The organism is Polynucleobacter sp. JS-Polo-80-F4, from assembly GCF_018881965.1.
In the GTDB taxonomy this organism is placed as follows: domain Bacteria; phylum Pseudomonadota; class Gammaproteobacteria; order Burkholderiales; family Burkholderiaceae; genus Polynucleobacter.
The window spans coordinates 876,830-890,974 of record NZ_JACVPI010000001.1 but is presented as its reverse complement, the minus strand read 5'-3'; the positions used below and the strand labels follow the sequence as shown (position 1 = coordinate 890,974).

The 14,145-nt window shown below is 46.0% G+C and carries 25 protein-coding genes; all 25 read right to left on the bottom strand.

Going from position 1 to position 14,145, the window contains the following annotated elements; genetic code table 11:
- Window position 1: 1 nt before the first annotated feature.
- The 25 genes from rplO to rpsL all read right to left on the bottom strand — a co-directional run bounded on the left by rplO (window position 2) and on the right by rpsL (window position 14,124).
- The gene (rplO, locus tag ICN20_RS04520) at window positions 2-442 is read right to left on the bottom strand and encodes a 50S ribosomal protein L15 (protein WP_215360616.1); all 441 of its coding nucleotides are present in this window, start codon (window positions 440-442) and stop codon (window positions 2-4) included.
- 27 nt (window positions 443-469) lie between these two features.
- Window positions 470-658, bottom strand: coding sequence for a 50S ribosomal protein L30 (gene rpmD / locus ICN20_RS04515; protein WP_215391871.1), 189 nt, complete (start codon window positions 656-658; stop codon window positions 470-472).
- Window positions 659-682: 24 nt separating this feature from the next.
- Window positions 683-1,201: a 30S ribosomal protein S5 gene (gene rpsE / locus ICN20_RS04510; RefSeq protein WP_011901917.1), complete on the bottom strand. Its 519-nt coding sequence runs from the start codon at window positions 1,199-1,201 to the stop codon at window positions 683-685.
- A gap of 18 nt (window positions 1,202-1,219) precedes the next feature.
- Window positions 1,220-1,573 carry a 50S ribosomal protein L18 gene (rplR, locus tag ICN20_RS04505; RefSeq protein ID WP_215360615.1) on the bottom strand — a complete coding sequence of 118 codons (354 nt, stop codon included), beginning with the start codon at window positions 1,571-1,573 and terminating at the stop codon, window positions 1,220-1,222.
- A 13-nt stretch (window positions 1,574-1,586) separates the two neighbouring features.
- Window positions 1,587-2,120 (bottom strand): 50S ribosomal protein L6, encoded by a 534-nt coding sequence (gene rplF / locus ICN20_RS04500; protein ID WP_071464447.1) that lies wholly within the window; start codon window positions 2,118-2,120, stop codon window positions 1,587-1,589.
- A gap of 10 nt (window positions 2,121-2,130) precedes the next feature.
- Window positions 2,131-2,526 carry a 30S ribosomal protein S8 gene (gene rpsH, locus ICN20_RS04495; RefSeq protein WP_011901914.1) on the bottom strand — a complete coding sequence of 132 codons (396 nt, stop codon included), beginning with the start codon at window positions 2,524-2,526 and terminating at the stop codon, window positions 2,131-2,133.
- 24 nt (window positions 2,527-2,550) lie between these two features.
- Window positions 2,551-2,856, bottom strand: a complete 306-nt coding sequence (gene rpsN / locus ICN20_RS04490; RefSeq protein WP_011901913.1) for a 30S ribosomal protein S14 — start codon at window positions 2,854-2,856, stop codon at window positions 2,551-2,553.
- 9 nt (window positions 2,857-2,865) lie between these two features.
- A complete protein-coding gene (gene rplE / locus ICN20_RS04485) occupies window positions 2,866-3,408 on the bottom strand; it encodes a 50S ribosomal protein L5 (RefSeq protein ID WP_046329383.1) in 543 nt (180 codons plus the stop codon).
- A gap of 16 nt (window positions 3,409-3,424) precedes the next feature.
- The gene (gene rplX / locus ICN20_RS04480) at window positions 3,425-3,733 is read right to left on the bottom strand and encodes a 50S ribosomal protein L24 (protein WP_011901911.1); all 309 of its coding nucleotides are present in this window, start codon (window positions 3,731-3,733) and stop codon (window positions 3,425-3,427) included.
- A 9-nt stretch (window positions 3,734-3,742) separates the two neighbouring features.
- The gene (gene rplN / locus ICN20_RS04475) at window positions 3,743-4,111 is read right to left on the bottom strand and encodes a 50S ribosomal protein L14 (RefSeq protein ID WP_015420241.1); all 369 of its coding nucleotides are present in this window, start codon (window positions 4,109-4,111) and stop codon (window positions 3,743-3,745) included.
- Window positions 4,112-4,294: 183 nt separating this feature from the next.
- The gene (gene rpsQ / locus ICN20_RS04470; RefSeq protein ID WP_011901909.1) at window positions 4,295-4,564 is read right to left on the bottom strand and encodes a 30S ribosomal protein S17; all 270 of its coding nucleotides are present in this window, start codon (window positions 4,562-4,564) and stop codon (window positions 4,295-4,297) included.
- 12 nt (window positions 4,565-4,576) lie between these two features.
- Complete coding sequence (gene rpmC / locus ICN20_RS04465) at window positions 4,577-4,771, bottom strand: 50S ribosomal protein L29 (protein ID WP_215362451.1); 195 nt, start codon at window positions 4,769-4,771, stop codon at window positions 4,577-4,579.
- 14 nt (window positions 4,772-4,785) lie between these two features.
- Window positions 4,786-5,199 (bottom strand): 50S ribosomal protein L16, encoded by a 414-nt coding sequence (gene rplP, locus ICN20_RS04460; protein ID WP_011901907.1) that lies wholly within the window; start codon window positions 5,197-5,199, stop codon window positions 4,786-4,788.
- Window positions 5,200-5,201: 2 nt separating this feature from the next.
- On the bottom strand, window positions 5,202-6,029 hold the full coding sequence (gene rpsC / locus ICN20_RS04455) for a 30S ribosomal protein S3 (protein WP_216238315.1): 828 nt from the start codon (window positions 6,027-6,029) through the stop codon (window positions 5,202-5,204).
- A gap of 8 nt (window positions 6,030-6,037) precedes the next feature.
- Window positions 6,038-6,370 (bottom strand): 50S ribosomal protein L22, encoded by a 333-nt coding sequence (rplV, locus tag ICN20_RS04450; protein WP_215392687.1) that lies wholly within the window; start codon window positions 6,368-6,370, stop codon window positions 6,038-6,040.
- A 7-nt stretch (window positions 6,371-6,377) separates the two neighbouring features.
- Window positions 6,378-6,656 carry a 30S ribosomal protein S19 gene (gene rpsS, locus ICN20_RS04445; RefSeq protein WP_011901904.1) on the bottom strand — a complete coding sequence of 93 codons (279 nt, stop codon included), beginning with the start codon at window positions 6,654-6,656 and terminating at the stop codon, window positions 6,378-6,380.
- A gap of 19 nt (window positions 6,657-6,675) precedes the next feature.
- Window positions 6,676-7,506 carry a 50S ribosomal protein L2 gene (rplB, locus tag ICN20_RS04440; RefSeq protein ID WP_215362450.1) on the bottom strand — a complete coding sequence of 277 codons (831 nt, stop codon included), beginning with the start codon at window positions 7,504-7,506 and terminating at the stop codon, window positions 6,676-6,678.
- A gap of 2 nt (window positions 7,507-7,508) precedes the next feature.
- A complete protein-coding gene (rplW, locus tag ICN20_RS04435) occupies window positions 7,509-7,823 on the bottom strand; it encodes a 50S ribosomal protein L23 (RefSeq protein ID WP_068320111.1) in 315 nt (104 codons plus the stop codon).
- Window positions 7,820-8,440 carry a 50S ribosomal protein L4 gene (gene rplD / locus ICN20_RS04430; RefSeq protein ID WP_011901901.1) on the bottom strand — a complete coding sequence of 207 codons (621 nt, stop codon included), beginning with the start codon at window positions 8,438-8,440 and terminating at the stop codon, window positions 7,820-7,822. The genes rplW and rplD overlap by 4 nt, the downstream gene beginning before the upstream one ends.
- Before the next feature lie 11 nt (window positions 8,441-8,451).
- Entirely contained in the window at window positions 8,452-9,108 is a 657-nt protein-coding gene (rplC, locus tag ICN20_RS04425) for a 50S ribosomal protein L3 (protein ID WP_011901900.1), read from the bottom strand.
- A 197-nt stretch (window positions 9,109-9,305) separates the two neighbouring features.
- The gene (rpsJ, locus tag ICN20_RS04420) at window positions 9,306-9,617 is read right to left on the bottom strand and encodes a 30S ribosomal protein S10 (RefSeq protein ID WP_011901899.1); all 312 of its coding nucleotides are present in this window, start codon (window positions 9,615-9,617) and stop codon (window positions 9,306-9,308) included.
- Between the two features lie 123 nt (window positions 9,618-9,740).
- A complete protein-coding gene (tuf, locus tag ICN20_RS04415) occupies window positions 9,741-10,931 on the bottom strand; it encodes an elongation factor Tu (RefSeq protein WP_071464430.1) in 1,191 nt (396 codons plus the stop codon).
- Between the two features lie 50 nt (window positions 10,932-10,981).
- Entirely contained in the window at window positions 10,982-13,084 is a 2,103-nt protein-coding gene (gene fusA / locus ICN20_RS04410; protein ID WP_216238314.1) for an elongation factor G, read from the bottom strand.
- 27 nt (window positions 13,085-13,111) lie between these two features.
- Window positions 13,112-13,582 carry a 30S ribosomal protein S7 gene (rpsG, locus tag ICN20_RS04405; protein ID WP_015420229.1) on the bottom strand — a complete coding sequence of 157 codons (471 nt, stop codon included), beginning with the start codon at window positions 13,580-13,582 and terminating at the stop codon, window positions 13,112-13,114.
- A gap of 161 nt (window positions 13,583-13,743) precedes the next feature.
- Window positions 13,744-14,124, bottom strand: a complete 381-nt coding sequence (gene rpsL, locus ICN20_RS04400) for a 30S ribosomal protein S12 (protein ID WP_072582063.1) — start codon at window positions 14,122-14,124, stop codon at window positions 13,744-13,746.
- Window positions 14,125-14,145: the final 21 nt, after the last annotated feature.

The following is a 14,145-nucleotide window of genomic DNA, read 5'->3' as shown; positions in this document are numbered from 1 at the left end:
ATTAAACCAATTCAACCAATTTGCCGCCAGCCGCTTCAATAGCCGCTTTTGCGCCAGCAGTTGCTGTGATGCCCTTGAGGGTTACAGCAATCTTGAGTTCGCCAGTCTTGATAACCTTAACTGCATTGATTTGCTCACCAGCAAAGCCATGAGCTCTCAATACCAGTAAGTCTACTTCTGGCAAGTTGATTTTTGCTAAGTCGTTCAATGTAATTTGACCAACGTGACGACGTGTCAAAGACACGAAACCGCGTTTTGGCAAACGACGATACATAGGCATCTGACCGCCTTCAAATCCGACCTTATGGAAACCACCAGAACGGGATTTTTGACCTTTGTGACCACGGCCAGCAGTTTTACCAAGACCAGAACCAATGCCGCGACCAACGCGACGACGGTTTTTCTTGGAGCCTTCTGCAGGTTTAATTGTGTTGAGTTGCATATTCTTCGCCTATTTACTTGCTAGTTATTAGCCAACGACTTTAACTAGATAAGAAACTTTATTAATCATGCCGCGAACAGCTGGAGTGTCTTCCAATTCAGAAACTGAATTGATACGACGAAGGCCTAAGCCTCGTACAGTTGCACGGTGGCTTTCGCGTGTACCGATCAAACTGCGTACTAATTGCAGTTTGAGTTTGGAGTTAGATGTTGTCATTTGTAGATTCCTAATCTTTTGGTCTTAGCCGAGAATCTCTTCAACTGACTTACCGCGCTTAGCAGCAATCTCAGCAGGAGTACTCATCTTGCTCAAACCATCAATGGTTGCACGAACCAAGTTGTATGGGTTTGTAGAGCCAAGTGACTTAGCAACCACGTTAGTTACACCCATTACGTCGAAAATTGCGCGCATTGGGCCGCCAGCAATAATTCCAGTACCGTCTTTAGCTGGTGAAATCAAAACGCGTGACGCGCCGTGCTGACCAGTAACAGTGTGCTGCAAAGTACCTTTACGCAAAGTTACTTTGATCATCTTGCGACGAGCTTCATCCATTGCTTTTTGAACAGCAACTGGAACTTCTTTTGATTTGCCTTTACCCATGCCGATGCGGCCATCGCCATCGCCAACTACAGTGAGTGCAGCGAAGCCGAGAATACGACCACCCTTAACCACTTTAGTTACACGATTAACAGCGATCATCTTCTCGCGAAGACCATCATCACGCTCTTCGTTTTGCATCTTAGTTTGCATTTTTGCCATGTTTTTTCCTAAACCCTTTTAGAACTTCAGGCCGGCTTCACGCGCAGCTTCAGCTAAGGCCTTAATACGGCCGTGGTAACGATGTCCGGAACGATCAAACGCAACATCAACAACGCCTGCCTTAACAGCACGCTCAGCAACTAACTTGCCAATTTGTTTAGCCGCTTCAGCGTTGCCGCCGTTTTTGATCGCTTGGCGCAAATCTTTTTCCATTGTTGAAGCAGCTGCTACAACCTTGGTTCCGCATGGGCTATAAACCTGTGCAGAAATATGGGTATTGCTACGGATAACTGTTAAGCGATTTGCCAATGCTTCGGCAATGCGAATACGAGTCTGCCTAGCACGTCTTTGTCTGGATTCGTCTTTATTCATTTTCTAATCTCGCTTACTTCTTCTTAGTTTCTTTCAGATGCACAACCTCATCCACGTAGCGAACACCCTTGCCTTTGTATGGCTCTGGTGAACGGTATGCGCGAACTTCAGCTGCGACCTGGCCAACTTGCTGCTTGTTGGAACCTTTGATAATGATTTCAGTTTGAGTAGGAGTCTCAGCCTTTACGCCCTTTGGCAGGTTGTAAATAATGTCGTGTGAGAAACCTAACTGCAATTTCAATGTTTCGCCTTGAGCAGCAGCACGGTAACCAACGCCTACCAAGCTGAGCTTGCGCTCAAAGCCAGCAGTTACGCCAACAACCATGTTATTAACCAAAGCACGTGCTGTACCTGACTGTGCACCAGCTTCTGGTGAGTCGTTATTTAAAACAACTGTCAATACGCCATCTTCTTGTTTCAAACCAACAGAAGGATGCAAGTTGTGTGTCAAAGTACCCAATGGGCCTTTAACAGTAACATTTGCACCGTTGATGCTGATTTCAGCGCCTTTAGGAACTGTAATTGGTGATTTACCTACGCGGGACATATTTCGCTCCTTAAGCTACGTAGCAAATAACTTCGCCGCCCACGCCTGTTGCACGTGCTTTACGGTCTGTCATTACGCCTTGAGGGGTTGAAATAATTGCAATGCCCAAGCCATTCATTACCTCTGGAATGTCATGACGGCCTTTATAGATACGTAGACTTGGTGTTGATACACGGTCAATACGCTCAATAACAGGACGGCCTGCATAGTATTTGAGATCGATGTGTAGCACTGGCTTAGCTGCTTCACCTTTGATTTCAAAACTTTCGATATAGCCTTCATCTTGCAAAACTTTTGCGATGGCTACTTTTACTTTTGACGACGGCATCAAGACTACGGGTTTCTGCACTGCTTGCGCATTGCGGATCCTTGTCAACATGTCGGCGATTGGATCGCTGATACTCATGAGTTCTCCTAATTCTTTCGCCGCTTACCAGCTGGCCTTGGTTAAACCGGGGATTTCGCCACGGAAGGCGATTTCACGAATCTTGCTACGAGCCAAACCGAACTTGCGGAATGTGCCACGTGGGCGACCGGTTAATGAACAACGATTTCTTTGACGAATCGGGCTTGCGTTACGTGGAAGTGCCTGTAGCTTCAAGCGAGCTTCATAGCGCTCTTCATCGCTGCGTGATTGATCAGCAATGATCGCTTTGAGTTCGGCACGCTTTACAGCGTACTTCTCTACAGTTTTTGCGCGCTTATTCTCGCGCTCAATTAGGGATAGTTTTGCCACGTTAGCCTCTTAATTGCGGAAAGGGAATTTGAATGCTGCCAACAAAGCTTTTGCTTCTTCGTCGGTTTTAGCAGTCGTCGTAATACTGATATTGAGACCACGAAGGGCATCAATTTTGTCGTATTCGATTTCAGGGAAAATGATCTGTTCTTTAACGCCGATGTTGTAGTTACCACGGCCGTCAAATGCTTTACCAGAAATACCGCGGAAGTCGCGTACGCGTGGCAATGCAACAGTAACGAAACGATCCAAGAATTCGTACATGCGTGCACCACGCAATGTCACCATGGCACCGATTGGGTAGCCTTGACGAATCTTGAAGCCTGCAATCGCTTTTTTCGCTTTAGTTACAACTGGCTTTTGGCCCGCAACTTTAGTTAAATCACCAACTGCATTTTCGATAATTTTCTTGTCGTTCACTGCGTCGCCTAAGCCCATGTTCAGGGTTACCTTAGTGATACGCGGAACTTCCATTACTGACTTGTAACCAAATTTGGCGATCAAATCAGCAACAACTTTAGCTTGATAGTGTTCTTGAAAACGTGTGCTCATAATTTCTCCGTGCCCCTTATGCGCTTAAAGTTGCGCCAGTGGTTTTGAGGAAACGTTGCTTTTTACCGTCCACGAGTTTGATACCAACACGTGATGGTTTGCCGTTACCGTCAACCACAGCCACATTAGAAATGTGAACAGGCATCGTCTTGTCAATCATGCCGCCAGTAACACCGGCTGCTGGATTTGGCTTAACGCTCTTTTTATAAATGTTTACGCCTTCGATCACTAACTTGTTCTCGAGAACGGCCGTAACAGTTCCTTGCTTGCCCTTATCGCGGCCAGTCAACAGAACTACTGAATCACCTTTACGAATCTTTTTCATATCAGCCTCTTAAATAACTTCGGGGGCGAGAGAAACGATCTTCATGAACTTTTCAGTACGCAACTCGCGCGTCACTGGTCCAAAGATACGTGTGCCAATTGGCTCTAACTTAGCGTTGAGCAATACCGCAGCGTTGCCATCGAACTTAATCAATGAACCATCTGGACGGCGAACACCCTTAGCAGTTCTCACTACTACGGCGTTATAAATGTCACCTTTTTTTACACGGCCACGTGGAGCAGCGGACTTTACAGTCACTTTAATGACATCACCGATACTGGCGTAACGACGCTTAGAGCCGCCCAATACCTTGATGCACAAAACTTCACTGGCGCCTGTGTTATCGGCAACCTGTAATCTACTTTCGGTTTGTATCATTTCTAATCCCCAACTTATTGGCCAAAGGCAAACAGTCTTGGTTCCGTCTATGGGTTTTAACGAAAGCTAAAACCCGGAATTAATGAAAAACACTGCTTCTCCAATAAAACCAGAGAAGCCTTCTATTCTACTACGTAAAACAGGGATTTGGGAAGAAACTTCGCCAAAATCCCTAATATTTCTTTAAATACCCTTTGAAGCCTCAACTAAACGGGTCACAACCCAAGATTTAGTGCGTGAAATTGGCTTAGATTCAGCAATTTCAACGGTATCACCCATCTTGTATGTGCCAGCTTCGTCATGAGCATGGTACTTTTTGGACTGGCCAACGTACTTACCAATCACTGGATGCTTAACTTGACGCTCAACCAACACCGTCACAGTTTTTTGCATTTTGTCGCTAACAACACGGCCCACTAGGGTGCGGCGCAAGGGTTTAGATAATTCTGTCATATCCCTTTTTCCTTATTTCTGTGCAGTCTTTTGGGCGATAAAAGTCTTCACACGAGCGATGTCGCGCTTATTTTTACCCAATTGGCTGGTATTTGTGAGTTGCTGAGTGCCTTTTTGCATGCGGAGCTTGAAACCGGTCTTAAGCAACTCGGTTAACTCTGCATTTAAAGCTGTCAGATCTTTTGAAGCTAATTCTGTATTTTTCATAATCTCTATCCCGATCAACCTAAGTGGCGAATCACGAAAGTGGTCTGTAAAGGCAACTTAGCAGCAGCAAGCTTGAAAGCTTCGCGCGCCAATTGCTCATCAACACCGTCCATCTCGTAAAGCACTTTGCCTGGTTGAATTTCAGCTACGTAGTACTCTGGATTACCTTTACCGTTACCCATACGTACTTCAGCAGGTTTTTGTGAAATTGGCTTATCTGGGAAAATGCGAATCCAAATACGGCCACCACGTTTAATGTGACGAGTCATTGCACGACGTGCTGACTCGATTTGGCGAGCAGTCAAACGACCACGGCCAACGGCCTTCAATCCAAAGTCACCAAAGGCTACTGAACTACCACGTGTTGCCACGCCGGTATTACGGCCTTTTTGTTCCTTACGATACTTGCGACGCTTTGGTTGTAGCATGCTTACTCTCCTGACTTCTGCGTATCTGCGGCCGGTGTTTCAACCTTACGCACACGCTTTACTGCTGGTTTAGCAGCAACTAATGGCTTGTCTGTGCCAGCAGCTGGTTTACGAGCAGCTGTCTTACTTGGAGCACGACGAGTTTTCTTTTCTTCGGCAGCTGGTTCAGCAGATGGAGCAGCTACTTGAGCTTCTGCACCACGACCCAATGTATCGCCTTTGTATACCCAAACTTTTACGCCGATGATGCCGTATGTAGTTTCAGCTTCGGAAGTTGCGTAATCGATATCCGCCTTCAATGTATGAAGTGGAACGCGACCTTCACGGTACCATTCGCGACGAGCAATCTCAGCACCATTCAAACGACCTGATGACATGATCTTGATGCCTTGTGCGCCAAGGCGCATTGCATTTTGCATTGCACGCTTCATCGCACGACGGAACATGATACGTTTTTCGAGCTGCTGAGTAATTGAGTCAGCGATCAATTGCGCATCAACTTCAGGCTTACGAATTTCTTCGATATTCACGTGAACTGGAACACCCATACGCTTTTGCAATTCGCGGCGGAGCACTTCAATATCTTCGCCTTTTTTACCGATTACAACACCTGGACGTGAGCTATAGATAGTGATACGGGCATTCTTTGCAGGACGCTCGATAACTACTTTGCTTACAGATGCGTTCTTCAACTTCTTCTTCAGATAGATGCGGACATCTACGTCCTCTTTCAACATCTTTGCGAAGTCAGTATTGTTTGCATACCACTTTGATGTCCAATTCTTCGTTACCGCGAGTCGGAATCCGGTTGGGTTTATCTTTTGTCCCATATCTTTCCTTAGTTACTCAAGGTCACGGTAATGTGACATGTTTGTTTTTCAATTTGATTGCCACGACCCTTAGCGCGTGCTGTGAAGCGCTTCAAGGAAGTACCTTTATCAACAATAATTGTTGAAACCTTGAGCTCATCAATGTCAGCACCTTTATTGTGTTCAGCGTTGGCCACTGCAGACTCAACCACTTTTTTCACAATGAAGGCAGCTTTCTTGGGGCTGAAGTTCAAAATGTTTAATGCGCGAGCAATCGGCAAGCCACGAATTTGGTCGGCGACCAAACGTGTCTTTTGCGCTGAAATGCGGGCACCCTTGTGAATAGCTTTAACTTCCATCATCATCCCCTTACTTCTTCGTTACTTTCTTGTCAGCAGCGTGACCTTTGAAAGTACGGGTCAAGGCAAATTCGCCTAACTTATGACCCACCATGTTTTCTGATACATATACCGGAACGTGTTGACGACCGTTATGTACAGCAATCGTCAGACCAATAAAGTCTGGGAGGATTGTTGAACGGCGTGACCAAGTTTTAATCGGCTTTTTGTCTTTGTTGGCTTGTGCAACTTCAACTTTTTTTACTAAGCTGGCGTCGCAGAATGGGCCTTTTTTAGCTGAACGTGTCATATCTATTTATCCTTATCGCTTAACGTTTTTGACGACGTTGAACGATCATCGAAGTTGTACGCTTATTGCGACGTGTACGATAACCTTTGGTTGGTGTGCCCCATGGGGATACAGGTACACGGCCTTCGCCAGTTCTACCTTCACCACCACCGTGTGGGTGATCTACTGGGTTCATTGCCACACCGCGAACGGTTGGGCGAATACCGCGCCAGCGATTTGCACCGGCTTTACCGATAACACGCAAGCTATGCTCTTCGTTGCCAACTTCGCCAATAGTGGCACGGCAGTCAATCAGAACACGGCGAACTTCACCAGAGCGCAAACGCACTTGAGCGTAAACGCCTTCACGAGCCAACAATACTGCAGAACCACCAGCGGAGCGTGCTACCTGAGCGCCCTTGCCTGGCATGATTTCTACACAGTGAATCGTGCTACCAACTGGAATGTTGCGAATTGGCAAATTGTTACCAGACTTAATTGGGGCTTCTGAGCCACTCATCAATGCCTGACCAACAGTCATGCCTTTTGCAGCAAGAATATAGCGACGCTCACCATCAGCAAACACGATCAATGCAATATTTGCACTGCGGTTTGGATCGTATTCCAAGCGTTCAACTTTTGCTGGAATACCATCTTTGTCGTTGCGTTTGAAATCAACAACACGATAGTGATGCTTATGACCACCACCTTTATGACGGGTAGTGATGTGACCATTATTGTTACGACCCGCTTTTTGGAATTGTGGCTCTACCAACGCTGCAAAAGGTTTACCTTTATGCAGGTCAGGATTTACCACCTTGACCATTGAACGACGACCTGGTGAGGTCGGTTTTGTCTTCATCAAAGGCATGATTAATTCGCCTCCGCTTCAAAGTTAATTTCTTGACCTGGCTTCAAGCTTACGTAGGCCTTCTTAGTGTGGTCACGACGACCTTCAAAACGGCCATAGCGCTTAGGCTTACCCTTTTGATTCACGATTTGAACAGAGTCAACTTGCACTTTAAAGAGCAACTCAACTGCTTGTTTAACATCGCTCTTGTTTGCATCGCGAGCTACTTGGAAAACTACTTGTTCGTTTTTCTCTGCAACCATAGTGGCTTTTTCAGAGATAACCGGTCCAAGCAGAACCCTCATCAGGTTGTGATCATTTTTACGGACTTGGCTCATTTCAGCAACTCCTCAATTTTTGCGATCGCAGCTTTGCTTACCAATACTTTTTTGTATTGAACCAAAGCTAATGGATCAGCGTGCTGTGGCTCACATACAGCAACTTTGTGCAAGTTACGTGATGCCAAGTACAAATTCTCGCTAACCTGATCAACAATAATCAAGACTGAATCCAAGCCCATTGCTTTAACTTTGTCAGCTAAAACTTTAGTCTTTGGAGCGTCAAGAGAAAATTGATCAACAACATTCAAACGACCTTCGCGTGCTAACTGAGACAAAATAGATCTCATACCAGCGCGGTACATTTTCTTGTTTACTTTTTGGCTGAAATTCTCTTCTGGAGAATTCGGGAATATACGACCACCTCCACGCCACAGCGGGGAAGAGCTCATACCAGCACGTGCACGACCAGTACCTTTTTGACGCCAAGGTTTCTTGGTTGTGTGCTTAACTTGCTCACGGTCTTTTTGTGCACGGTTACCGCTACGTGCATTTGCTTGGTAAGCCACTACAACTTGGTGTACCAATGCTTCGTTATATTCACGCTCGAATACTTCTGGTGAAGCTTGTACGCCTGCACCTAAAGTACCGTTGTCTTGGAGAAGCTTAAGTTCCATATTCGCTCTCCTTATTTCTTCTTCAACGGTGTCTTCACCGCTGGAGTAACAATAACTTTACCGCCTGGGGCACCTGGAATAGCGCCTTTAACCATGATGAGATTACGTTCTGCATCAATGCGTGCGATGACTAAATTTTGAACTGTACGTGTAACGTCACCCAAGTGACCGGTCATACGCTTACCAGGGAAAACACGACCTGGATCTTGCGCCATACCGATTGAGCCTGGTACGTTATGTGAACGTGAGTTACCGTGAGATGCGCGGCCAGAAGCGAAGTGATAACGCTTGATGGTACCTGCGTAACCCTTACCGATAGACACACCTTGTACGTCCACTTTTTGACCAGCAGTAAATGCAGTGTCAGCAGGAATAACTTGTCCTGGTGTCATTTCTGCGATTTTTGCTGCATCTAATTGGAATTCGTTGAGACCGTTACCAGCCATCACACCAGCTTTGGCGAAGTGACCAGCCATTGCTTTAGTAACGCGAGTAGCTCTACGTGTGCCATGTGCCAACTGGATAGCATCATAGCCATCAGTTGCCTGGGTCTTGATTTGAGCGATTCTGTTGTCGCTCACGTCAATTACGGTTACAGGGATAGAATCCCCTTCGTCCGTAAATAGACGGGTCATGCCGACCTTGCGGCCGATTAAGCCTAAGCTCATATTCATGCTCCACGCCGACTTCGATTGGTCGGCAAAATTAATTTAAATGATTTACAAGTAAAAGTACTTCTAAATCAATAAGTTACAACGTTTTTAATGCTGATAAAACTAAGATTTTCGCCGAAATAATTGAGCGAAGCCTTAGATTCTATCCCGAAAACCCAGTCTTGACAAGCAAAAAGACCGGAAAATACAAATTACTGCAACTTAATTTCGACGTCTACACCTGCTGGGAGGTCTAATTTCATCAAAGCATCTACAGTTTTCTCTGTAGGATCAACAATATCCATCAAACGGAGATGGGTACGGATCTCTAACTGATCACGAGATGTCTTGTTCACGTGTGGTGAGCGCAAGATATCAAAGCGCTCGATACGGGTTGGCAAAGGTACTGGGCCCTTAACAACTGCACCAGTACGCTTAGCTGTATCAACAATTTCAGCTGCAGACTGGTCGATCAAACGGTAATCAAATGCTTTAAGGCGAATACGAATTTTTTGGTTTTGCATATTAATTCCAAAGAGCGTTGTGGTGCTGCCACGTTATACATCTAAAGAGCTCGGTGACATCAGCAGCACTGATGTCACCGGTTAGCAAACCGCTAAATATTTTTACTAATTAATACCGACTACTTAAGCCAAAATCTTTGCAACCACGCCGGCGCCAACAGTACGGCCACCTTCACGGATCGCAAAACGTAAACCTTCTTCCATCGCGATTGGGGCGATGAGTTTTACGGTAATCGTGACGTTATCACCAGGCATAACCATTTCTTTGTCTTTTGGCAACTCGATTGAACCAGTTACGTCCGTTGTACGGAAGTAAAACTGTGGACGATAGTTGTTAAAGAATGGTGTATGACGGCCACCTTCATCTTTACCCAAGATGTAAACCTCGGCTGTAAAGTGAGTATGTGGAGTGATTGAACCTGGCTTAGCCAATACTTGGCCGCGCTCAACTTCTTCACGTTTTGTACCGCGTAACAAGATACCAACGTTATCGCCTGCTTGACCTTGGTCGAGCAATTTGCGGAACATTTCAACACCAGTACAAGTTGTCTTGAGTGTTGGCTTGATACCGATGATTTCGATCTCTTCACCCACTTTAACGATACCGCGCTCGATACGGCCTGTAACTACAGTACCGCGACCAGAGATAGAGAACACGTCTTCTACTGGCATCAAGAACGCACCGTCAACAGCACGCTCTGGAGTTGGGATGTAGGTATCTAATGCTTCAGCCAATTTCATGATGGCTTCTTTGCCCAATGGGCCTTCGTCGCCTTCAAGCGCTAACTTAGCAGAACCTTGAATGATTGGTGTGTCATCGCCAGGGAAGTTGTACTTAGATAGAAGCTCACGAACTTCCATTTCAACTAACTCGAGCAATTCAGCATCGTCAACCATGTCGCACTTGTTCAAGAATACGACGATGTAAGGAACACCAACTTGGCGTGCCAAGAGGATGTGCTCACGTGTTTGTGGCATTGGGCCGTCAGCAGCAGAGCAAACTAAAATTGCGCCGTCCATCTGAGCAGCACCAGTAATCATGTTCTTAACGTAGTCAGCATGTCCTGGGCAGTCAACGTGTGCGTAGTGACGGTTTGCTGTCTCGTACTCAACGTGCGCAGTATTAATCGTAATACCACGTGCTTTTTCTTCTGGAGCAGCATCGATCTGATCGTATGCTTTAGCTTCGCCACCGAATGCTTTAGAAAGCACGGTTGCAATTGCTGCTGTCAATGTGGTTTTACCGTGGTCAACGTGACCGATGGTGCCTACGTTTACGTGCGGTTTTGTCCGCTCGAATTTTTCTTTTGCCATTTTTGTCTGCCTTCTTTAGCTAGTCAATATTCAAAATTAATGTGGATAAATTACTTCGCTTTAGCAGCCATAACTGCTTCAGCAACGTTCTTAGGTGCTTCGGAATAATGCTTAAATTCCATGGTGTAGGTAGCGCGACCTTGGGTCAACGAGCGCAAGCCAGTTGAGTAACCAAACATCTCTGCCAACGGCACTTCAGCGCGAACGATCTTACCGCCGCCTGGAATGTCGTCCATACCTTGCAAAATACCGCGACGGGATGAAAGATCACCCATTACGTTACCCATGAAATCTTCTGGTGTTTCAACTTCAACAGCCATCATCGGCTCAAGCAACACTGGCGCTGCTTTACGCATACCGTCTTTGAATGCCATAGAGCCCGCCATCTTAAATGCGTTTTCATTGGAGTCAACATCATGGTATGAACCGAAGAACAATGTAGCTTTGATATCTACAACTGGATAGCCAGCCAAAATACCGGAATTCAATGTTTCACGAATTCCTTTTTCTACTGCAGGGATGTATTCGCGTGGAACCACACCGCCCTTAATAGCGTCAATGAATTCAAAACCTTTGCCTGGCTCTTGTGGCTCAAGCTTCAATACCACGTGACCGTATTGACCGCGACCACCGGACTGCTTAACAAACTTGCCTTCGATTTCTTCGCAAACCTTGCGAATAGTTTCGCGATAGGCAACTTGTGGCTTACCAACAGTTGCTTCAACACCGAACTCACGACGCATACGGTCAACTAAAATTTCCAAGTGGAGCTCGCCCATTCCGGAAATAATAGTTTGGCCAGATTCTTCATCAGTCTTAACGCGGAATGATGGATCTTCTTGTGCCAAACGATTCAAAGCAAGACCCATTTTTTCTTGGTCTGGTTTTGTCTTAGGCTCAACAGCTTGAGAGATCACTGGCTCTGGGAATACCATGCGCTCCAAAATCACGATGCTATCTGGATCACACAATGTTTCGCCAGTAGTTGCGTCTTTTAGACCAACTGCAGCAGCGATATCACCTGCATAAACTTCTTTAATTTCTTCACGTTGGTTTGCATGCATCTGCAACAAACGTCCAACACGCTCTTTCTTGCCCTTGATTGGGTTGTAGATTGTGTCGCCTGATTTCATTACGCCCGAGTAAACACGGAAGAAGATGAGCTGACCAACGAATGGGTCGGTCATGATCTTAAATGCCAATGCAGAGAATTTCTCAGCATCGTCAGCTTTACGTGTTGTTGGGGTGCCGTCTTCCAATTCACATGGAACTGGTGGAACATCTAATGGGGATGGCAGTAGCTCAACCACTGCATCCAACATCGCCTGAACGCCTTTGTTTTTGAAAGCAGTTCCGCACATCATTGGAATGATTTCATTAGCAATAGTACGTTGACGCAATGCTTTTTTGATTTCTTCTTCGGTCAACTCTTCGCCACCGAGGTACTTCTCCATCAACTCTTCTGAACTTTCAGCGGCGGCTTCAACCATCTTTTCGCGCCACTCATCTGCAGACGCCTTTAATTCAGCAGGAATCTCTTCGTAGCTAAATTTAGTGCCTTGTGAAGCCTCATCCCAATAGATGGCCTTCATTTTGACCAAGTCCACAACGCCCTTGAAATTCTCTTCAGCGCCGATAGGAATCTGGATCAAGATTGGATTTGCTTTGAGACGTAACTTCATCTGGTCATAGACCTTAAAGAAGTTTGCACCAGTACGGTCCATCTTGTTTACGAATGCTAAACGTGGAACCTGGTACTTGTTAGCTTGACGCCAAACAGTTTCAGATTGTGGCTGAACACCACCTACCGCACAGTAAACCATGCAAGCACCATCTAACACGCGCATTGAACGCTCAACTTCAATAGTGAAGTCTACGTGTCCTGGGGTATCAATAATATTGATACGGTGCTCTGGGAAATTACCAGCCATGCCCTTCCAGAACGTTGTTGTAGCAGCAGAAGTAATCGTGATGCCACGCTCTTGCTCTTGCTCCATCCAGTCCATGGTTGCAGCGCCATCATGTACTTCACCGATCTTGTGGTTAACACCGGTGTAGAACAAAACGCGTTCTGTAGTTGTTGTCTTACCTGCGTCAATGTGCGCAGAAATACCGATATTGCGGTATTTGTCGATAGGAGTTTTACGTGCCACTGTTGGTACCTTTTCTTTGCTGTGCGATTAGAAGCGGAAATGGGAGAAAGCTTTGTTAGCTTCTGCCATACGGTGAACTTCTTCACGCTTCTTCATTGCTCCGCCGCGACCTTCTGCAGCTTCTAATAATTCGTTGGCCAAACGTTGAGCCATGGATTTCTCACCACGCTTTTTAGCGGCTTCGCGCACCCAGCGCATTGCCAAAGCAGAACGGCGTGATGGACGAACCTCAACAGGAACCTGATAGTTAGCACCACCAACACGACGGCTCTTCACCTCAACCATTGGCTTAACGTTGCCCATAGCTGTTGAGAAAACTTCGAGTGGTTCTTTGTTTGCTTTTTTCTCGATGTGATCAAAGGCACCGTAAACGATACGCTCTGCAACCGATTTCTTGCCGTCCAACATGAGGACGTTCATGAATTTAGCTACTTCTACATTTCCGAATTTTGGATCCGGCAAAATTTCCCGTTTGGGAACTTCACGACGACGTGGCATAACTACTCCTTCAGTTCAGTTAGGGGCGACCCACATGGATCACCCGCTCCGGTTGCCCTACTATCTAAGAAGATTCCTAGACGGAACAACCACTTACTTGTCTTTTAAGTCTGACAAACGAAGACTTACTACAAATACTTCAGCAAAAATCTATTGAAAGATTAAGCAGATTTCTTAGCGCGCTTTGCACCGTACTTGGAACGTGACTGCTTACGGTCTTTAACACCTTGCAAGTCAAGTGAGCCACGAACGATGTGGTAACGAACACCTGGCAAATCCTTTACACGACCGCCACGGATTAACACTACTGAGTGTTCCTGGAGGTTGTGGCCTTCACCACCAATGTATGAAATCACTTCAAAACCATTGGTTAAGCGAACTTTGGCTACTTTACGAAGCGCAGAGTTAGGCTTTTTAGGAGTAGTGGTGTACACACGTGTACAAACACCACGGCGCTGCGGACTGTTTTCCAGTGCAGGGCTCTTGCTTTTAACGATCAGCCTGGATCTTGGCTTGCGTATTAATTGATTAATTGTTGGCATAAAATAGCTCGGTTAGTACTT